Origin of the sequence: Lentzea sp. NPDC051213, assembly GCF_044455585.1 — a bacterium.
In the GTDB taxonomy this organism is placed as follows: Bacteria; Actinomycetota; Actinomycetes; order Mycobacteriales; family Pseudonocardiaceae; genus Lentzea.
Genome location: NZ_JBITEX010000003.1, coordinates 419,331 through 442,030, shown reverse-complemented (window position 1 = coordinate 442,030; position 22,700 = coordinate 419,331). Strand labels below are relative to the sequence as shown.

Below are 22,700 nucleotides of genomic sequence, written 5' to 3'. Positions count from 1 at the left end.
CGTTCGGCCGCGGTCGTCGTCACCGGAGGCTAGGGCGGTGCTGCTTGCGCCAGGCTTGTACCGACCTGGCAGGTGCCCGCACGGGGTGGAGCTGCTAGCGCGCTGCCAGGGTTTTGTGAGGTCCGCGCGTGCAAGGTGGGCGGGTGATCTCCCTTCTGGTCCTGGCGCGGCTCCTTGCTGTCGTGAAGGAGTGGCACACCAATGGCTGACGAAGCGCAGCTCGTTCACTACCTCAAGAAGGTGACCGCCGACCTGCGGCAGTCCCATCAGCGGCTGCACGAGGTCCAGGAGGAGGCACACGAACCGATCGCGATCGTCGCGATGAGTTGCCGCTATCCCGGTGGCGTGACCACGCCAGAGGAGTTGTGGCGGCTGGTGTCGGACGGCGTCGACGCGGTGTCCGAGTTCCCCGCCGACCGCGGCTGGGAACTGGACGACCTGTACGACCCGGACGGTGCCCGAGCCGGCACGTCGTACTCGCGGGAGGGCGGGTTCCTGAAGGACGCCGGCGGCTTCGACGCCGAGTTCTTCGGCCTGTCGCCGCGGGAGGCGGCGGCGACCGACCCGCAGCAGCGGCTCGTGCTGGAAGCGTCGTGGGAGCTGATCGAGCGCGCCCGGATCAACCCGCTTTCGTTGCGGGGCAGCAAGACCGGCGTGTTCGTCGGGCTGATGTACCACGACTACGCGGCCAGGCTCGGCACGATCCCGCCGGACATCGAGGGATACCTGAGCACCGGTGCCGCGGGCAGTGTCGCCTCCGGCAGGGTGGCGTACGCACTCGGACTCGAAGGTCCCGCCATCACGGTGGACACGGCGTGCTCGTCCTCTTTGGTGACGCTGCACCTGGCCGCGCAGTCGTTGCGGCGCGGGGAATGTTCGCTCGCGATCGCGGGCGGCGTGACGGTGATGGCCACGCCGTCCACCTTCGTCGAGTCCTCACGGCAACGCGGGATGGCTCGCGACGGCCGGTGCAAGTCGTACGCGGACGCCGCGGACGGCGCGGGGTGGGCCGAGGGCGTCGGCGTGCTGCTGCTGGAGCGGTTGTCCGACGCGCGTCGCAACGGACATCAGGTGCTGGCCGTCGTACGCGGTTCCGCGGTGAACCAGGACGGCGCTTCGAACGGCCTGACCGCGCCGAACGGTCCGTCACAGCAACGGGTGATCCGGCACGCGCTCGCGAACGCCCGGCTCGCTCCGTCCGATGTGGACGTGGTGGAGGGCCACGGCACGGGCACCACCCTGGGCGATCCTATTGAGGCGCAGGCGTTGCTGGCGACGTATGGGCAGGGTCGTGAGCGGCCGTTGTGGCTGGGTTCGGTGAAGTCGAACATCGGTCACACGCAGGCGGCCGCGGGTGTTGCCGGTGTGATCAAGATGGTGATGGCGTTGCGGCACGGGGTGTTGCCGCGGACTTTGCACGTCGACGAGCCGTCCACGCACGTGGACTGGTCCTCGGGCGGTGTGGAGTTGCTGACCGAGTCGCGGGACTGGCCGGAGGTGGGCCGTCCGCGGCGTGCGGGCGTGTCGTCGTTCGGCATCAGCGGTACCAACGCCCATGTCATCGTCGAGGAGGTACCCGCGGAGATCGGCGAGCCCGCCGCGGGCGAATCGATGCGGGTGGCGCCGTGCCCCGTGTCGGCACGGACCGAAGACGGGCTGCGCGCACAAGCCGCTCGGCTGGGTGAGTTCCTTCGTGAGCGGCCCGATGTGGCTGTTGCCGACGTGGCACACGCGATGGCCACGACCCGGGCGGCACTGAGCCACCGCGCCGTGGTCCTCGCCTCCGACCGGGACGAGCTGCTGCGCGGACTCGACGCGCTGGCAACGGGAACCGGCGATTCGACGGTGGCCGAGGACGTCGCCACGGGTGGCAAGCTCGCGGTCCTCTTCTCCGGCCAGGGGTCGCAGCGCCTCGGGATGGGGCGTGAGCTGCACCGGTCGTTCCCGGCGTTCGCCGGTGCGTTCGACGAGGTGTGCGGCGCGCTCGACGTCTTCCTCGACCGTCCGCTGAGCGAGGTGATGTGGCTCGAACCGGAGCTGCTGGACAGGACCGAGTTCACCCAGCCCGCGCTCTTCGCGATCGAGGTGGCGCTGTATCGGTTGCTGGAGTCGTGGGGCGTCCGCCCCGACCTGCTCGCGGGCCACTCGATCGGCGAGGTCGTCGCCGCGCACGTCGCCGGCGTGCTGTCGTTGCCGGACGCGGCCGAGTTGGTGACCGCGCGGGCGCGCCTCATGCAGGCACTTCCGCCCGGTGGCGCGATGGTCTCGGCACCGGTGAGCGAGGACGAGGTCCGGCCGCTGCTCACCGGGAGCGTCGCGATCGCCGCGGTCAACGGTCCTCGGTCGGTCACCCTCTCCGGCGCCGAGGACGAGGTCGCCGTGGTCGTGGAACGCCTCACCGCCGCGGGACACAGGCCGAAGCGGTTGAGGGTGAGCCACGCGTTCCACTCGCCGCTGATGGCTCCCGCGATGGCCGAGTTCCGCCGCGTCGCGGAACGGATGTCCTTCGGCACACCGTCGATTCCGATCGTGTCCACCTTGACCGGTGAGCCGCTCGCGGTGTTCTCCGCCGGTCACTGGGTCGACCAGGCCGAGTCGACCGTGCGGTTCGGTGCCGCGGTCCGGACGTTGCGGGCCAGTGGTGCGGACACGTTCCTCGAGGTCGGTCCCGGCGGCGTGTTGTCCGCGCTCGGTGGGAGCTCGGCCGAGGACGCGGTGTTCGTGCCGTTGTTGCGGGAGAAGCACGAGGAGACTCGGGCGTCGCTGACAGCTCTCGGCCGGTTGTACGCCCGCGGTGCCGCGGTCGACTGGACCGCGGTGTTCGCGGACTCCGGTGCCCGGCTGCTCGACCTGCCGGCCTTTCCCTTCCAGCACAAGCGGTACTGGCTTCCGATGACGCCACGCAGGAGCGACGTGGCGGCGGTCGGGCTGACCGCCGCCGATCACCCGGTGCTGGGCGCGGTGATCGGGCTGGCGGACTCCGGTGGCCACGTCTTCACCGCGCGGCTGTCCCTCGACGACCAGCAGTGGCTGGCGGATCACACCCTGCACGGCGTGGCCGTTCTGCCTGCCACGGCAATCGCCGAGTTCGCGCTGTGGGCCGGGCACCGGCTCGGCTGCGATCAGCTCGCCGAACTCACGCTGGAGGCTCCGCTCTTCCTCGGGGACAACGCCGTCGTCGCGGTGCAGTTGTCCGTTGGCGCGCCCGACGACACGGGCAGTCGCGTGCTTTCCGTGCACGCCAAGGACGATCCGGACGGGGAATGGCGCAGGCACGCGAGCGGCGCGCTCGCCGTCGCCGAAGCGGCACCCGCCGATCTGAGTGAGTGGCCCCCTCCTGGCGCCACGCCGCTGCCGGTGGCCGACCTGTACGACCGGATGACCGGCGAGGGCCTGCACTACGGTCCGGCCTTCCGCGGGCTGCACGCGGCGTGGAGGTCGGGTGACGAGGTGTTCGCCGAGGTGCGTCTGCCTCGGGAAGCCGGTGCGGTGGAAGGGTTCGGCGTGCACCCGGCATTGCTGGACGCGGCACTGCACGCCGTCGCGTGGACGCCCGCCGGGTCGGAACGGCAGCTCATGCCATTCGCGTTGAACGGGGTTGCGCTGCACGCGACCGGTGCGGACGTGCTGCGCGTGCGCCTGAGGCCGGTCGGTGCCGGCGCGCTGTCGGTCGCTGTCGCCGACGGGGGTGGTCGTTCGGTCGCGACTGTGGACTCGTTGGTGCTGAGGGAGATTCCCTCCGAACAGGGCGGGCCTGGGACACGTGACGAGTCCGTGTTCGGGATCCGCTGGCACACGGTCTCCTGCCCAGGGGGCATCGCGCCGGGAGAGCTTCCCGACCTGGCCGCGCTGGGGCCGGACGACGAGGTGCCGGAGCTGGTGCTGTCCTGGTTGCCCACCGGGCAACCAGGCGACGACCTCGCCGCCGCCGTGCGCTCCGCGACCTGCCACGCACTCGCGCTGGTGCAGGCCTGGCTCACCGAGGAGCGCTGGTCGCGATCCAGGCTGGCGTTGCTGACCCGCGGCGCCGTCGAGCTGGACCCCTGCGAGCCCGCCGACCTCGTGCAGGCGTGTGTGCTCGGGCTGCTCCGCTCGGCGCAGACCGAGCACCCTGGCCGGTTCGTGCTCGTCGACCTGGACGACGAGGACACGTCTCGCCAGGCGCTGGCCGCCGCGATCGCCACCGGCGAACCGCAACTGGCGGTGCGTGACGGCGTGGTGCGCGTGCCACGGCTGGAGAGCGTCGAGGTGCCGGTGGCGAACCCGGTGTTCGACGAGCGCGGGACCGTGCTCGTCACCGGTGCCTCCGGCCAGCTCGGCGCGGCGGTCTCCCGGCATCTCGTGCACGCGCACGGTGTGCGTGAGTTGCTGCTGGTCAGCCGGAGCGGACGGGCCGACGACCTGGTCGCGGAGCTCACCGCCGCCGGCGCGACCGTGCGGATCGAGCCGTGCGACGTGGCGAACCGGGAGGAACTGGCCGGTCTGCTGGACTCGGTTCCGGCCGAACATCCGCTTGCCGGTGTGGTGCACGCGGCCGGTGTCCTCGACGACGGCGTGATCACCGCGCTGACCGGGGAACGGGTGACGGCGACGTTGCGGCCCAAGGTGGACGGAACGGTCAACCTGCACGAGTTGACGGCGGATCTCGACCTGTCCGCGTTCGTGTTGTTCTCGTCCGCCGCCGGTGTGCTGGGTAGCGGTGGACAGGCGGGATACGCGGCGGGCAACTCGTTCCTCGACGCTTTGGCGAGGCACCGGCACCGGCTCGGACTCCCTGCGATCTCGCTGGCATGGGGGCCTTGGGCCGGTGACGGCATGAGTTCCGGGCTCGGCAGGGCCGACCACGCACGGCTGCGCCGATCCGGTCTCCTGCCGCTGGCGACCGAGACGGGCCTGGACCTCTTCGACCGCCTGCTCTCGCACACCGAACCCGTCCTCGTGCCCGCCCCGCTCGACACCGCCGCACTGCGGGTCCACGCGCGATCCGGTGAACTGCCCCCGGTGTTCAGCGCCCTCGTGAAGGTGCCGAAGCGCACGGTGGACCGGCGTCGTGGCGACGACCGGCTGGACCTGGCGGGCCTGTCGCCCGCCGACCGCGACCGCGCACTCCTTCGGTTGGTGCTCACCCACGTGGCCGCCGTGCTCGGCCACGGCGACGCCGGGTCCGTCGCCGCGGGCCAGGCCTTCCAGGACGCGGGGTTCGACTCGCTGACGGCGGTGGAGCTGAGGAACAGGCTCGGTGCCGCCACCGGACTGACGTTGCCGCCCGCACTCGTGTTCGACCATCCGACCCCCGTCGCCCTGGCCGCTCACCTGCACGGGTTGCTGATGGACACCGCGGCGGACGCCGGGCCGGTGCCGGTGGCGCCGGCCGTCACCGTCACCGACGAACCGCTCGCGATCGTCGGCATGGCCTGCCGGTTCCCCGGCGGGGTGCGCTCGCCCGACCAGTTGTGGGACCTCGTGTCCTCGGGGCGGGACGCGACGTCGCCGATGCCGGTCGACCGCGGCTGGGACTTCGAACGCCTACACCACCCCGATCTCGACCGGCCCGGCACGTCCCGCACGCGGGAAGGCGGGTTCCTGCACGACGCGGCCGAGTTCGACGCCGCGTTCTTCGGGATCTCGCCACGGGAAGCGCTCGCCACCGACCCTCAGCAGCGGCTCCTGCTGGAGACCGCCTGGGAGGCCTTCGAACACGGCGGGATCGACCCGGAGACGTTGCACGGCAGCCGCACGGGCGTGTTCGCCGGCGTGATGTACCACGACTACGCGGTCAACCCGAAGGAAACAGTGGAGGGACATCTCAGCACCGGTGTCTCGGCGAGCGTCGCGTCCGGCCGGATCGCGTACGTGCTCGGGCTGCACGGCCCCGCCGTCACCATCGACACCGCGTGTTCCTCCTCCCTGGTCGCGCTGCACCTGGCCGGACAAGCGTTGCGGAACAACGACTGCGACCTCGCGCTAGCCGGCGGTGTGACCGTCATGTCCACGCCGACGGCGTTCGTCGAGCTGTCGCGGCAGGGTGGTCTGTCGCCGGACGGCCGGTGCAAACCCTTCGCGGAGGCCGCCGACGGCACCGGCTGGGGCGAGGGCGCCGGACTTCTGCTGCTGGAGCGGCTTTCCGACGCGCGTCGCAACGGGCATCGCGTGCTGGCGGTGGTGCGCGGCACGGCGGTCAACTCCGACGGCGCGTCGAACGGGCTCACCGCGCCGAACGGGCCGGCGCAGCAGCGGGTCATCAGGCAGGCGCTCGCCAGCGCACGACTACGTCCGTCCGATGTGGACGCTGTCGAGGCGCATGGAACGGGTACCGTGCTCGGCGACCCGATCGAAGCACAGGCGCTGCTCGCGACCTACGGGCAGGACCGCGAGCAGCCGCTGTGGCTGGGTTCGGTGAAGTCGAACATCGGGCACACGCAGGCTGCCGCGGGCGCCGCGGCGATCATCAAGATGGTCATGGCGATGCGGCACGGGGTGCTGCCGAAGTCGCTGCACGCCGGACAGCCGTCGACGAAGGTGGACTGGTCGGCCGGCGAGGTCAGCCTGCTGGCCGAGAACCGCGACTGGAACGTGGACGGGCGGCCGCGTCGTGCAGGTGTCTCCGCGTTCGGCATCAGCGGCACCAACGCCCACGTGATCATCGAGGAGCCTGGGCCGGATCAGCGAGCGGTCTTCCGCCAGGATGCGGCACTGCTGGAGGGCCAGGAGATGCCCTGGGTGCTGTCGGCGCGGACCGGCACGGCGCTGAGCGCGCAGGCCGCGCGGTTGCTGGCGCATCTGGAAGAACGCCCTGGTCTGGCTCCGCTCGACGTCGGGACGTCGCTCGCGGCGAGGACGCGGTTCGCACAGCGCGCTGTGCTGGTCGGTGACGACAGGTTTGCCGCGCTTGCCGGACTCGCCGGATCGGACTCGCCGAACGATGTCGTGACGGGACGGGCGCTCGCCGATCCACAGGTGGCGTTCGTGTTCCCCGGCCAGGGTGCGCAATGGGCGGGAATGGCGCTGGAACTGATCGAGTCGTCGCCGGTCTTCCGCGAGCACCTCGGGCGTTGTGCCGATGCGTTGCGTCCGCACGTCGACTGGGACCTCAACGCTGTGCTGGCCGGTGAACCCGGTGCGCCACCGCTGGATCGTGTGGATGTCGTGCAGCCTGTGCTGTTCGCAGTCGGGGTTGCGCTCGCCGAGCTGTGGAAGGCGGCGGGTGTGGTGCCGGAGGCGGTGATCGGGCACTCCCAGGGTGAGATCGTGGCCGCGCATGTATGCGGTGCGTTGAGTTTGGCTGATGCGGCGCGTGTGGTGGCGTTGCGCAGCAAGCTGATTGGTGCGGAGTTGGCCGGGCGCGGTGGGATGGTTTCGGTGTCGCTGCCGGTGAAGGCAGTGGCGGATCTCCTGCGGGAGTGGGACGAGTCCGTGCTGTCCGTCGCGGCGGTGAACGGTCCGGGCACCACGATTGTGTCTGGTGCGGTCGAGGCGGTCGAGGAGTTGCTTGTCCGGTGTGCGGCTGAGGGTGTGCGGGCTCGCCGTGTTCCGGTGGACTACGCGTCGCACTCAGCTCAGGTCGAGAGCATCGAGGACGAACTCGTCGACCTGTTGAGCGGCATCGAGCCGAGGGCGTCGGACATCCCGTTCTACTCGACCGTGACAGGTGAGGTGCTCGACACAGCCGGCCTGGACGCTCGTTACTGGTACCGGAACCTGCGGTGCACCGTCGAGTTCGAACGGGCGACTCTGGCGGCGGTGGAGCGCGGTGTCGGCGTGTTCCTCGAGGTGAGCCCGCATCCGGTGCTGGTGCCCTCGGTGCAGGAGTGTGTGGACGAGGAGAACACTGTCGCGGTTGGTTCCCTGCGCCGTGATGACGGTGGAGCCCGGCGCTGGTTGACCTCGTTGGCCGAGTTGCACGTGCATGGGGTGCCGGTCGAGTGGCACGTGTTGTTCCCCGGCGGCCGTCAGGTGGAGCTGCCGACCTACGGGTTCCAGCGCGAGCGGTACTGGCTGATGTCCGGTCCGGTAGGAGCGGACTTGGCGTCGGCGGGGATCGATGGCGCCGCGCACCCGTTGCTGGGAGCCGTGGTGACGTTCGCCGACGGGGACGGTGTGGTGCTCACCGGTCGCTTGTCTGCGTACGAGCAGCCGTGGTTGCTCGACCACTCGGTCTCTGGGGTCGTGCTGTTGCCCGGTACCGCGCTGGTCGAGCTCGCGATCCGGGCGGGCGATCAGGTGGGGTGCCCGCACGTCGAGGAGCTGACCCTGCATGAACCGCTGGTGTTGCGGTCCGGCTCGCACAGCGGCGTGACCGTGCAGTTGCGCGTGGAGACACCGGGTGAGGACGGCCGATGCGCGGTCCGGGTGCACTCCCGGCCGGAGAACGGCGAGTGGGTACTGCACGCCACTGGTGTGCTCAGCGAGCACGTACCCGAGGTGCCGGCGGTCGAATGGCGGGTCGACGACGCCGAGGAGGTCGACGTTCGCGGCGCTTACCAGGAGCTCGCCGGCGCGGGGTACGAGTACGGCCCCGCTTTCCAGTGCCTGCACCGGGTGTGGCGGCGCGGCGGCGAGGTGCTGGCCGAGATTCGTCTGCCGGAGGAGCAGCACGCCGACCCCGCGAGGTTCGGGGTGCATCCCGCTTTGTTCGACGCCGCTCTGCACGCCGCGCCGTATCTGGCGGGGCGTGCTGATGGTGGTGCGCACTTGCCGTTCGCGTGGGCCGGCGTGACCTTGCACGCCAGCGGTGCCACGAGCGCAAGGGTGCGACTGTCCGAATCGGACTCTGGTCGGCTCACCGTGACCTTGACCGATGAGAACGACGCGCTCATCGCGACAGTGGAGTCGCTGGTGACACGGCCGGTGTCCGTCGCGCGGCTCGCCGGTGTCCGCGGTCGTGCGGAGGACTCGCTGTTCTGCCTCGACTGGACGCCCGTGAAGGTCTCGCCGCTGGTGTCCGGAGACACCTTGCGGGCCATCGCTTTGCTCGGCACCGATCCGTTCGGCGTGCTCGGCGACGTTGCCGCGTACGAGGACCTGGACGCGCTGCGTGCCGCGCTGCAGGACGGTGGCGGACCGGAGACCGTCGTGGTGTGCCGCCCGTCAGGTCCTGCCGACTCCTCGGCTGTGCATGCCGCGGCGCTGGAGACGTTGGCGCTGTTGCAGTCCTGGCTGGCCGACGACCGGTTCGCCGGACGGAGGCTGGTGTTGGTCGCCTCCGGTGCGTCCGGCACCGATCTGCCGGGAGCGGCGGTGTGGGGGTTGGTCTCCTCGGCGCAGAACGAGCATCCAGGCCGGTTCTTCCTCGTCGACTGCGACAAGCACTCGGACTCCCGAGCCGTGTTCCCCGCTGTCCTGACTCAGGCGGAGCCGCGGTTGCGGATCCGCGAGGGGGTCGTCACCGCGCCGCGAGTGGTCCGGCTCGGTGCGCACGACGTGTTGCAGCCGCCCGCTGCGCAGCCGTACCGGCTGGCGACGACGGGCAGGGGCACGATCGAGGATCTCGCGCTGGTGCCCTGTCCTGAAGTGGCCGAACCGTTGCAGCCGCACGAGGTCCGCCTCGACGTGCGCGCTACCGGCCTGAACTTCCGCGACGTGCTGGTGGTGCTGGGCATGTACCCAGGCCCTGGCGGGCTCGGTATCGGCGGTGACGTCGCGGGCGTGGTCCTGGAGGTCGGCCGGGACGTCGCAGGACTTCGGCCAGGTGACCGGGTGATGGGCATGGTTCCCGAGTCGTTCGGACCGATGGCCGTCACCGACCACCGGTTGCTGGTCCAGATCCCGGACAGCTGGTCGTACGTGCACGCCGCGACTGTGCCGGTGGCAGGAGCGACCGCCTACTACGGCCTGTGCGACCTCGCCGGCGTGGGACCTGGTGACGCGGTGCTTGTGCACGCGGCTGCCGGTGGTGTCGGCACGATCGCTGTGCAGCTGGCCCGTCATCTCGGTGCGGAGGTGTTCGGTACTGCCAGTGAGGGCAAGTGGGGTGCGTTGCGGCGTAACGGTGTGGATGAGGCGCACATCGCCAGTTCCCGCACTTGTGACTTCGAGCAGGAGTTCCTCGATGTGACCGGTGGTCGTGGCGTCGATGTGGTGCTGGACTGCCTGGCGGGTGAGTTCGTCGACGCGGGCTTGCGTCTGTTGCCGCGTGGTGGTCGTTTCGTCGAGATGGGCAAGACCGACGTGCGTGATCCGCAGGAGGTGGCTGAGCGGCATCCCGGTGTCCAGTACCGCGCTTACGACGTGATGGAGGCTGGGGCCGACCGGATCCAGGAGATCTTGCTGGCGTTGGTCGATCTGTTCGAACGTGGTGCGTTGCAGCCGTTGCCGATCACCACCTGGGACATCAGGCATGCCCGTGAGGCGTTCCGCGCGCTGGGCCAGGCCCAGTTGGTCGGCAAGGCGGTGCTCACGATTCCGTCCGAGCCGTGGACGGCGCCGGGAACCGTGCTGATCACGGGCGGTACCGGCGCGTTGGGCGCCTTGGTCGCCCGGCATCTGGTGACCAGGCATGGTGTGCGCGATCTGCTGCTGATGAGCAGGCGGGGCCTCGCTGCCGAGGGTGCACGCGAACTGGTCGACGAATTGGTGAGCGTCGGTGCGCACGTTGAGATCGTGGCTTGCGATGTGGCTGATCGGGAGGCATTGGGCCGTGTGCTCGGCGATGTCCCGGTCGATCGGCCGCTCACCGCTGTGGTCCACGCCGCGGGTGTGCTGTCCGACGGCCTGGTCGCGTCCCTGACCGCCGACCAAGTGGAGCAGGTGCTGCGCGCCAAAGTGGACGGAGCGATCAACCTGCACGAACTGACCAGTGGGACACCACTTTCGGCGTTCGTGTTGTTCTCCTCCATGGCGGGCGTCACCGGCGGACCCGGTCAGGGCAACTACGCCGCGGCGAACGCGGTGCTGGACGCGCTGGCGACGCGCCGCCGGTCGTTCGGGCTTCCCACTACGTCACTCGCGTGGGGTTTCTGGGAGCAACGCGGTGCGATGACCGGAGCTGTCACCGGCACCGACGTGGAGCGGATGGCTCGCGGCGGTGTGCTGCCCCTGTCGAACGAGGACGGGCTGGCTCTGTTCGACCTGGCCCTGCGCAGTGATCTCCCGCTCGTCCTGCCCGTGGCGGTCGACCTGCGCGCGCTGGCGGACGGCGGCGTGGTTCCGCCGCTGTGGTCCGCGCTGGTGCCGCCAGCTGGCCGGCGTGTTCTGCGCGCGACGGCAGCGCGGTCGGGCGGCGACGGTGGATCCTCGATGGCCGAGCACCTGTCCGAGCTCGCGGCGGCGGAACAGGATCGGGTGCTGCTGCAGCTGATCAGGGCCAACGCGGCGAACGTGCTGGGCCACCCGGACCCCGGCTCGATCGGGCCGAGGCTCGCCTTCACCGAGCTCGGGTTCGACTCCCTGCTCGCGGTGGAGTTCCGCAACCGGCTCAACGCGGCCACCGGGTTGCGGCTCGCGCCCACCGTCGTCTTCGAGCACCCGACCCCGCTCGACCTGGTCGGCCATCTCCGTGCCGAGCTGACGCCGGTGCGAGTGTCCGATGTGGACCGAGAACTCGCCGGGCTGGCCGGCGTGGCCGGGCGCCTGGCCGCACTGGACCTGGAAGTCGCCGACCGGGACCGGGTCGCCGACCAGCTGCGTGAACTGCTGTCCCGGTGGACGGCCGTGGACGGCGACGAGGAGGACGACCTGGACCTCGCGAGCGACGAGGACCTGTTCAACGCGATCGACAAGGGCTTCGGACTCTCCTGACTGACCCGCACCGCGAGAAAGGATTCGAATGTCAGAAGAGGACAAGCTGCGCGACTACCTCAGGCGGGCGATCACCGATGCCCGCCAGCTCCAGCAGCGGTTGCGCGAGGTGGAGGGCAGGACGAGCGAGCCGATCGCGATCGTTGGCATGGCCTGCAGGTTCCCCGGTGGCGTGAGGTCGCCGGAGGACCTCTGGCAGCTCGTCGCCGACGGCGGGGACGCGATCTCGCCGTTTCCCGCCGATCGCGGCTGGCCCGACGTCTACGACCCCGATCCCGAGCACGTGGGAACGAGTTACGCGAACGAGGGCGGGTTCCTGCACGACGCGGGCGAGTTCGACCCGGCGTTCTTCGGGATCTCGCCGCGCGAGGCGTTCGCGATGGATCCGCAGCAGCGACTGCTGCTGGAGACGGCGTGGCAGTCGTTCGAGCGGGCGGGGATCCCGGCGGAGTCGTTGCGCGGCAGCAGGACCGGTGTGTTCACCGGCGTCATCTACCACGACCACGTGGCTCGCTTGCGCCGCGTGCCGGAGTCGATCGCCGGATTTCTGGGCACGGGTGGCGCGGGCAGCGTCATGTCGGGCCGGATCGCCTACTCGTTCGGCCTGGAGGGGCCGGCGGTCACCGTCGACACGGCGTGCTCGTCCTCGTTGGTGGCGCTGCACATGGCGGTGCAGGCACTGCGGCTCGGCGAGTGCGACCTCGCGCTGGCCGGCGGTGCCTCCGTCATGTCGACGCCGACGACGTTCGTCGAGTTCTCCCGGCAGCGGGGCATGGCGGCGGACGGGCGGTGCAAGTCGTTCGCCGCGGCGGCCGACGGCAGCAGCTGGTCGGAGGGCGTCGGCCTGGTGCTGGTCGAGAAGCTCTCGGACGCCGTGCGCAACGGCCACCAGGTGCTCGGGGTCATCCGCGGTTCGGCGGTCAACCAGGACGGCGCGTCCAACGGGCTCACCGCGCCGAACGGTCGCGCGCAGGAGAGGGTGATCCGGCAGGCGCTCGCGAACGCGGGACTGTCACCATCCGATGTGGACGCAGTCGAGGCTCATGGCACGGGCACGCGGCTAGGCGACCCGATCGAGGCACGAGCCCTGCTGGCCACGTACGGCCAGGATCGGCCGGCCGATCGTCCGCTGCGCCTCGGGTCGATCAAGTCGAACATCGGGCATGCGCAGGCGGCCGCGGGTGTCGCCGGCGTGATCAAGATGGTCATGGCGATGCGGAACGGTCTGTTGCCGCGCACGCTGCACGTGGACGCGCCGTCGCCGCACGTCGACTGGTCCGCGGGCGCGGTGGAGCTGCTGACCCGGCATCAGGACTGGCCGGCCGCCGATCGCCTTCGCCGGGCGGCGGTCTCTTCCTTCGGATTCAGCGGAACCAACGCCCACGTCGTCCTGGAGGAGGCTCCCGCGGCAGCGGAACGGCCCGCCGCCGGCGCGACCACTGGGTTGCCGGTGGTGCCCTGTGTGATCTCCGCGCACGACGAGCCGGCGTTGCGCGCACAGGCAGCCCGCCTGCTGTCCTTTGTGGATGATGGGACGAGCCTGGTGGACGTCGGACTGTCGCTGGCGACGACCAGGGCTCGGCTCGACCACCGGGCCGTCGTGCTGGCGGGCGGAACCGATGAGCTGACCGCCGGTCTGACCGCCCTCGCCCGCGGCGAGGAGGCACCGCGGGTGGTGCGGGACGTCCAACGGACGGGCGGGCTCGCTTTCCTGTTCTCCGGTCAGGGATCGCAGCGCGCCGGCATGGGACGGGAGCTGTACCAGGCACATCCGGTGTTCGCGGCGAAGTTCGACGAGATCACCGCGCTGCTCGACCCGCTGCTCGGCCGTTCGCTGAAGGACGTGGTGTTCACGTCCGCGGGCGGCGAGCTCGACAGCACGGAGTTCACCCAGGCAGGGTTGTTCGCGGTCGAGACGGCGATGGCGCACCTGCTCGGCCACTGGGGTGTTCACCCGGACTTCCTGCTGGGACATTCGGTCGGCGAGATCACCGCCGCGCACGTCGCGGGCGTGCTGTCGCTGCCGGACGCGTGTGCGCTGGTCGCCGCACGGGGCCGGCTCATGCGGCAACTCCCGCCCGGTGGAGCCATGATCGCCGTCCAGGCGACGGAGGAGGAGGCCAGGTCCGCCGTCGAGGGGCTCTCGCACGCGATCGGCATCGCCGCCGTCAACGGTCCTGGCTCGGTCGTGCTGTCCGGTGACGAGGACGTCGTCGCCGAGGTCGCGTCCCGGTTCGCGGACCGCCGGACCAAGCGCCTCAGCGTGAGCCACGCCTTCCACTCGCACCGGATGGAGCCGATGCTGGCCGAGTTCGCCGAGCTGGTGGCACGCCTGTCGTTGCGGCCGCCGCAGATCCCGATCATCTCCAACCTCACCGGCGCACAGGCGCGTCCTGCCGACCTGTGCTCACCCGGCTACTGGGTCCGCCACGTCCGGGAGACGGTGCGGTTCGCCGACGGGGTGGACTTCCTGCTGGAACAGGGTGTGCGCACCCTGCTCGAGGTCGGTCCCGGTGGCGCGCTGTGCGCCGCGGCCGGTGACGTGTTCGGCGACCGCGACGATCTCGCCGCCGTCCCGCTCACCCGCGCGAACGTGCCGGAGCCGCTCGCGATGTCCGAGGCAGTGAGCAGGGTGCACGCCCGCGGTGTTGACGTCGACTGGCCACAGGTCTTCGCCGGCACCGGTGCGCGGACCGTCGACCTGCCCACCTACGCGTTCCAGCGGGGACGGTACTGGCTCGCCTCCGGTCCCGGCACCGACCCGGCCGAGCTCGGGCAGCACGGCGTCGGCCATCCGCTGCTGGCCGCCGCGCTGACACCCGCGGACTCCGGCGGGATGGTGCTGACCGGACGGCTGTCGCTGGAGCAGCAGGGCTGGCTGGCCGGCCACGTGGTGGACGGCGCCGTCGTCCTGCCCGGCACGGCGTTCGTGGAGCTGGCGGTCCGTGCCGGTGACGAGGCCGGCTGCCCGGTGCTGGAGGAGCTGACCCTGCAGACACCGCTGGTGCTGCCGGAGCTCGGTGCCGTGCACCTGCAGGTGCTGGTGGGCGACGCGGACGAGACGGGGCACCGATCGGTCAGCGTGTGCAGCCGCGGTGCGGCCGCCGAGGTGGACGGGGTCTGGACCTGCCACGCGATCGGCACGCTGGCGCCGGATGGCCGGACCGCTCCCTCGCCAGAGCCGTGGCCGCCCGCTGGAGCGGAACTCGTTGCCGTCGAAGGGTTGTACGAGAACCTGGGGCCAGAACTGACTTATGGACCAGCCTTCTGCGGTCTGCGGACGGTGTGGCGGCGCGACGACGAGGTGTTCGCCGAGGTCGCGCTTCCAGGTGAGTTCACCGAGGAGGCCGCGCGGTTCGGACTGCATCCCGCACTGCTCGACGCCGCGTTGCACGCGCTGATCGCGGCCGCTCCGGATGACGCGGGTGAGGTGGCACTGCCGTTCGAGTGGCGTGGTGTCTCGTTGCACGCGACTGGTGCCACCGCGTTGCGGGTGCGCCTTTCCCGTATCGGGAATGGTGTGTCACTGGAGGCCACCGATGCCGCGGGACTGCCGGTCGCGACCGTCGACTCGCTGGTGTTGCGTCCGCTGTCGGCCGGAAGCCGCTCCGCGCCTGACGACCTGTTCCGCGTCGAGTGGTTCGAGCAGAACGCCGATCCGAGCACCGGAGTTGAAGCGTGCAGCCTGCTTGGCGATGACGCGGAGCTCGCGGACGCGCTCGCCGTGGCGGGGTTCGAGGTCCACCGGTGCGACGATCTCCTGTCGGTGGACGAACATCGGCGCACGGTCGTCATGCCCGCGCCGCTGGTGTCAGGTGCGGACGTGCCCGCCGCCGTGCGCGCGGCGGTGCACGAGGTGCTGGGATCGGTGCAGCTCTGGCTGGACGACGCCCGCTTCGCCGACGGCACACTGGTCGTGGTGACCCGCGACTCCGCCGACGCCGCACAGCACCTGGCGAGCGCCGCCGTCCAAGGGCTCGTCCGGTCCGCGCAGTCGGAGCACCCCGGCCGGATCGTGCTGCTCTCCTGGGACGGGGGAGCGCTCCCGGCAGGAGTGCTCTCGGCGCAGGACGAACCGCGGCTGGCGGTCAGGGGTGGCGTGGTGGAGATACCGCGGCTGATCTCTGCCGGTGAGGCTGAGCTCATGCCACCGGACGGTTCGTGGCGGGTCGCGGTCGTGGGCGACGGGGCCTTGGAGAACGTCCGGGTGGTTCCCCACCCGGAAGCGGCGGAACCGTTGCGGCACGGGCAGGTGCGCGTTCAGGTGCGGGCCGCCGGAATCAACTTCCGCGACGCGCTCATGGCGTTGGGGACGTACCAGGGCGACGTGGACCAGCTGGGTCTCGAGGGTGCGGGCGTCGTGCTCGAAGTCGGTCCCGGCGTGCCGAGGGTGATACCCGGCGACCGCGTGATGGGTCTGTTCCCGGCGGCCTTCGGGTCGCTCGTGGTGACCGATCACCGCATGGTGACCGGGATTCCGCACGGGTGGACCTTCGAGCAGGCGGCCTCTGCGCCGTCGGTGTTCCTGACCGCGTACTACGCGTTGGTCGACCTCGCCGGCGTGCGCGCAGGCGAGAGCGTGCTCGTGCACGCGGCCGCCGGTGGCGTGGGCATGGCCGCCGTGCAGCTGCTCGAACATCTGGGCGCCAAGGCCTTCGTGACCGCGAGCACCGGCAAGTGGCACGTCCTGCGTGAGCAGGGTTTCGACGAACGTCATCTGGCGTCGTCGCGCGATCTGGGGTTCGAGTCCCACTTCCTCGGCGGCACCGGCGGCCGTGGCGTCGACGTGGTGCTGAACGCGCTCGCGCACGACTTCGTCGACGCCTCGCTGCGGTTGTTGCCGCGTGGCGGACGGTTCGTCGAGATGGGGAAGACCGACCTCCGTGATCCCGCCCAGGTCGCCGTGGCACATCCGGGCGTCGTGTACCGGTCGTTCGACCTGGTGGACGACGCGGGCCTGGACCGGGTCCAGGAGATGCTCACGCACCTGGCCGAGCTGTTCGCCGCGGGCGCGCTGCGGCCGCTGCCGGTGCGGAGCTGGCCCGTCAGCCGGGCGCGGGAGGCGCTGCGGTTCCTCAGTCAAGCCAAGCACATCGGCAAGGTCGTGCTCACGATGCCGGTCCCGTGGAGCGTGGCGGGCACGACGCTGCTCACCGGAGGAACGGGTGGCCTCGGTGCCGAGGTCGCCAGGCATCTCGTCACCCGGCACGGTGTGCGTGACCTCGTGCTGGCGAGCAGGCGCGGCGAGGAGGCACCGGGCGCAGCCGGGCTGAGGGCCGAACTGAGCGAGCTCGGTGCGAACGTCGTCGTGGCCGCCTGTGACACCGGCGATCGGGAGGCGGTGGCCGCACTGCTGGCCGCCATTCCGGCAGAACGTCCGCTGACGGCGGTCGTGCACATGGCCGGCGTCCTCGACGACGGCGCTTTCTCGTCGATGACACCGGATCGCGTGGACGCTGTGCTCCGCGCGAAGGGTGATGCGGCGTGGCACCTCCACGAGCTCACCGCGGACATGGATCTGTCGGCGTTCGTGATGTTCTCGTCGTCGTCCGCTGTGTTCGGCGGGCCTGGACGGGCGAACTACGCCGCCGCGAACTGCGTGCTGGACGCGGTGGCCGAGCACCGGCGTGCCCGCGGCCTGCCGGCGCAGTCGCTCGCCTGGGGCCTGTGGGCGGGTGCGGGCATGGGCGCCGGGCTCACCGAGCGCGACCTGAGCAGGATGGGTGGCGCACTGTCCATAAAGGACGGAATGAGGTTGTTCGACGCGGCGGGTGCGCTGGGCGACCCGCTGTTGGTGCCGATGCACTTGGACCTGCACGGCCTGCGGGAAGCGGGTGCCGTGGTGTCACCGTTGCTGCGGAAGCTGGTTCGCGTGCCCGTCCGGCGCACCGCGGAACCGGGCGCCGCCCCGGCGCCCACGTCGCCGGCCGGTCGGCTGGCCGGTCGGCTGGCCGGGCTGCCGGTCGGCGAGCAGGAGCGGTTGCTGCTCGACCTGATCGGCGTGCACGCCGTCGCGGTGCTGGCGCTGCCGGACTCGGCCGCCGTCGGTGCCGAGCGCGCGTTCCGCGACATCGGCTTCGACTCGCTCACCGGCGTGGAGTTCCGCAACCGGTTGAACGCCGCCACCGGGCTGCGCCTGCCCGCCACTGTCGTGTTCGACCACCCGACCCCGCTCGAGCTGTCCCGCGAGCTGAGGACGCGGTTGACCGCGGGGGCGGCGGCCCCGGCGGCGAGCACCACCGCGGCGGTGGACGCCGACGAACCGATCGCGATCGTCGGGATGAGCTGCCGCTTCCCAGGTGACGTCCGGACCCCTGACCAGCTGTGGCGACTGGTCGTGGACGAGGTCGACGCCACGTCCGGCTTCCCTGCGGACCGAGGTTGGGACCTCGGCGTACTGGGTCCGTCGTGCCCGCGGCGAGGCGGTTTCCTCGCCGGTGCCGCCGAGTTCGACGCGGACTTCTTCGGCATCAGTCCCCGCGAGGCGATCACGACGGACCCACAGCAGAGATTGTTGCTGGAGACCGCGTGGGAGGCCTTCGAATCGGCCGGCATCAAGCCGTCCTCGTTGCGCGGCAGCGACACCGGCGTGTTCGCGAGCACCATCCTGCACGACTACACGGCGCTGTTGTCCGCCGCGGTCGACGAGGTGCGCGGAGACGTCATCACCGGCACCTCCGCCAGTGTGGCGTCGGGCCGGATCTCCTACTTCTTCGGCCTGGAGGGGCCTGCCATCACGGTAGACACGGCGTGCTCGTCAGGGCTTGTCGGGCTACACCTCGCCGCGCAGTCGTTGCGGCGCGGCGAGTGTTCGCTCGCACTCGCGGGTGGTGCCACGGTGATGGCGACCGCCGCGTCGTTCGTCGAGCTGGCCAAGCAGGGGGCACTCGCACCGGACGGTCGTTCCAAGGCGTTCGGCGCGGGAGCGGACGGCGCAGGCTGGTCAGAAGGCGGAGGTGTGCTCCTGCTCGAACGGCTGTCCGACGCTCGCCGTAACGGACATCGGGTGCTGGCGGTGGTCCGCGGTTCCGCGGTGAACTCCGACGGTGCCTCGAATGGTCTCACCGCGCCGAGCGGGCCCGCGCAGCAGCGGGTGATCCGGCAGGCGCTGGCGAACGCGGGTCTGCGTCCGTCCGATGTGGACGTCGTCGAGGCGCACGGAACGGGCACGGCCCTGGGCGATCCCATTGAGGCGCAGGCGTTGCTGGCGACGTACGGGCAGGGTCGTGAGCGGCCGTTGTGGCTGGGTTCGGTGAAGTCGAACATCGGTCACACGCAGGCGGCTGCGGGTGTCGCGGGTGTGATCAAGATGGTGATGGCGTTGCGGCGCGGGGTGTTGCCGCGGACGTTGCACGCCGACGAGCCGTCCACGCACGTGGACTGGTCATCGGGCGCGGTCAGAGTGCTGACCGAGACCACGGCGATACCCGAGATCGGCCGTCCGCGGCGTGCGGGCGTGTCGGCGTTCGGCATCAGCGGGACGAACGCGCACGTGATCATCGAGCAGGCACCTGACGAACCGGCGGCGGAGATCACCGACGCGCCGGCCGCTCCGGTGCCGTGGGTGATCTCGGCGAGGAACAGCGCGGCGTTGCGGGATCAGGCCGCCAAGCTGCTGTCGCATTTGGACGGACGACCAGAGCTGTCAGTGCGTGACGTCGGCTTCTCGCTCGCGGCGACCCGCTCGGAGTTCGAGCACCGGGCTGTCGTGCTCGGCGATGACCGGCAGGAGTTGCTGGCGGGGCTCACCGCGCTGTCCGCCGGCGAGTCCGCGGCCCGCGTGGTTCGCGGAACCGCGGACGTCCGCGGCCGGGTGGCGTTCCTGTTCGCGGGCACCGGCACGCAGTGGCGGGGCATGGGCGCGGAGTTGATGGCCTCCTCCGAGGTGTTCCGCGCTTCCGTCGAGGCTTGTGATCGCGCGTTCGCACCACATCTCGACTGGTCGTTGACCGACGTCCTGCGCGGTGAGCGCGGTGCTCCGTCGTTGTCGCGGGTGGACGTGGTGCAGCCGGCGCTGTTCACTGTCATGGTGTCGCTGGCCGAGCTCTGGCGGGCACACGGCGTCGAACCCTCGGTGGTGCTCGGTCATTCGCAGGGTGAGATCGCCGCAGCACATGTGGCGGGTGCGTTGTCCCTCGCGGACGCGGCCCGGGTGGTGGCGTTGCGCAGCGCCGCGATCGCCGCCATCAGCGGCGGCGGGCGCATGATCACCGTGCCGCTGCCGGTGGACGACGTCGTGGCACGAATCGCGAAGTGGGACGGCCGGCTGTCGATCGCCGCGGTGAACGGGCCGTCGTCGGTGACGGTGGCGGGAGAGCCGGGGCCCGCCGACGAGCTGCTGTCCGAACTGACCTCGCTCGGCGTGCGCGCGGGCAGGCTGCAAGCGGACTTCGCCTCGCACTCGCCGCAGGTGGAGCTGATCCGGGACGAACTGCTGCGCCGGCTCGCCGACGTCAGGCCGCGGTCGTCCCGCATCCCGTTCCACTCGACGGTCACCGGCGGCCGGTTCGACACGGCCGGCCTCGACGCCGATTACTGGTACCGCAACCTGCGGCAGACCGTGTTGTTCGAGCAGGCCGTGACGACGGTGCTCGACGACGGCTGCGACGTGTTCGTCGAGATCAGTCCGCACCCGACGTTGACGGTCGCGGTCGAGGAGATCGCCGACACCCGTCCCGGCGTGGTCGCCGCCGTGGGCTCGCTGCGGCTCGGCGACGGTGGCGCGGACCGGTTCCTGACCTCGCTGGCTCAGGTCAACGTGCGCGGCGTCCCCGTCGACTGGCGGGTTTCCGGTTCCCCGGCCGACCTGCCGACCTACGCGTTCCAGCGCGGCCGGTACTGGCCGGAGGTCGCGCAGACCGGCGCCGGGCCCCTGCCCGCGGCCGAGCAGGCGTTCTGGGACACGGTGGACCGCGAGGACGTCGAGGGGCTCGCGGCCGAGCTGGAGGTCGACCAGGAGTCGATGGGCACTGTGGTGTCCGCGTTGTCGTCCTGGCGCAGGCGTCGCCGGGAGGACTCGCTCGTCGACTCGTGCCGCTACCGGGTCTCGTGGCAGCCGGTCGACGACGCCGCCGGTGCGGTCTCCGGTGTGTGGTTGCTGGTCGTGCCGCCCGCCGTCGATCCGGTTCTGCGTGACGCGGCCCTGCGCGTGCTGGCAGACGGCAGGGCCGTCCAGGTGGACGTGGATCCTTCATGGACCCGAACCGATCTCGGGCAGCGGTTGAGCGAGGCCGCCGACGGCGCACCGGTGTCCGGCGTGTTGTCGCTGCTGGCCTTCGCTGATCATCACCCAGGGCCAGGGCCGGCGAGCTTCACGCTCACCGCGTTGCTCGTGCAGGCGCTGGGAGATCTCGGCTTCGGCGCCAGGCTGTGGTGCGCGACCCGCAACGCGTCCGCCGATCACGAGCACGCGCTGGTCTGGGGCCTCGGCAGAGTCGCGGCACTGGAACACCCCGGCTGGTGGGGAGGGCTCGTCGACCTTCCCGAGGTGCTCGACGACCAGACGGTCGACCGCGTTCGCGCGGTCGTCGGTGGTGCGCTCGGAGAGGACCAGGTGGAGGTGCGCGCCGGCGGTGTGTTCGCCAGGAGGCTGGTGCGCGCTGCGCGGCAGCCGTCGGAGATGTGGCGGCCGAGGGGGACGGTCCTCGTCACCGGCGGCACCGGTGCGGTCGGTGCCGAGGTCGCGCGCGGACTGGCTCGCGCGGGCGCCGATCACCTGGTGCTGACCAGTCGCCGGGGTGAGCAGGCACCGGGGACGGACGAACTGCGTGCCGAGCTCGCCGGGCTCGGAGCCGCGGTGACGATCGCCGCGTGCGACGTCGCGGACCGGGATTCGGTCGCGACGCTGCTGAAGAACCTGCCGGGTGAGTTGACCGCGGTCGTGCACGCAGCCGGCGTCGGTCAGCAGACGCCGCTCGCGCAAGCCGATCTCGCCGAGTGCGCTCAGGTGATGTCGGGCAAGGTCGACGGTGCGCTCCACCTGGACGAACTGCTGGGTGACCAGCGACTGGACGCCTTCGTGCTGTTCTCGTCGGGATCGAGCGCCTGGGGTAGCGCGTCGCATTGCGCTTATGCCGCTGCCAACGCCGCGCTCGACGCACTGGCGGAGGATCGTCGTTCCCGAGGGCTGCCCGCCACCTCGGTCGCGTGGGGCAGGTGGTCCACCGGCATGGCCGCGGTCATGGCGGCGGAGATGTGGGAACGGCTCGGACTGCGGGCGATGGAGCCAGGACCGGCGATCACCGCGCTGCGTCAGGCCGTCGGTGGTGGCGACGCGCTGACCGTCGTCGCGGACATCGACTGGGCCCGGTTCGCGCCGATGTTCACCATCAGCAGGCCCAGTCCGTTGATCGAGGACATGCCGGACGTCGTGGCGATCTCGCACAGTCCGGAGGCGGAGGTGTCCGGCACCGGACTGGCCGCGCGGCTCGCGGACCTGAGCGCGGTCGAACGCGGTGTCGTGCTGCTGAACCTGGTCAGGACCGAGGCCGCCATCGTGCTGGGACACAGGTCGCCTTCGGCGATCGGCACGCGCAGGCCGTTCCGGGAGCTGGGCTTCGAGTCGCTGGCGGCGGTCGAGTTGCGCGACCGGCTCAGCGCAGCCACCGGCCTGCGGCTTCCGTCCAGCCTAGCGTTCGACCACCCGACACCGATCGAGGTGGCCGCCCACCTGCGCGGGCTGCTGGTTCCTGACGACACCGGGGAAGCGGACGACGAGGGCGAGATGCGCCGGGCGATCGCGTCGGTGCCGTTGTCCCGCCTGCGGGAGGCGGGACTGCTGGATTCCTTGCTGGCGTTGACCAACGACCACGTGTCCGGGGACGTTCCGCACCGCGATGACGTGATGACCATGGACGTCGCGGATCTGGTGCGTGCGGCACTCGGCGGTGCCGGCGACGGAAGGTGATGCAAGCCGGTTACAAGGAGAGCCGACCTACTGTCGTGACCGCGGGCGGTGTGCGTCC

2 protein-coding genes are annotated in these 22,700 nt (G+C 71.1%); both read left to right on the top strand.

Annotated elements, in window-relative coordinates; all coding sequences use genetic code 11:
• Positions 1–201: 201 nt before the first annotated feature.
• Complete coding sequence (locus ACIA8G_RS15255) at positions 202–11,736, top strand: SDR family NAD(P)-dependent oxidoreductase (RefSeq protein WP_396419055.1); 11,535 nt, start codon at positions 202–204, stop codon at positions 11,734–11,736.
• Positions 11,737–11,764: 28 nt separating this feature from the next.
• The gene (locus tag ACIA8G_RS15250; protein WP_396419054.1) at positions 11,765–22,642 is read left to right on the top strand and encodes a type I polyketide synthase; all 10,878 of its coding nucleotides are present in this window, start codon (positions 11,765–11,767) and stop codon (positions 22,640–22,642) included.
• Positions 22,643–22,700: the final 58 nt, after the last annotated feature.

Bases quoted from the DNA above. Each gene is read 5' to 3' on its own strand.
- ACIA8G_RS15255 (WP_396419055.1), top strand. From the start codon at position 202: ATGGCTGACGAAGCGCAGCTCGTTCACTACCTCAAGAAGGTGACCGCC.
- ACIA8G_RS15250 (WP_396419054.1), top strand. From the start codon at position 11,765: ATGTCAGAAGAGGACAAGCTGCGCGACTACCTCAGGCGGGCGATCACC.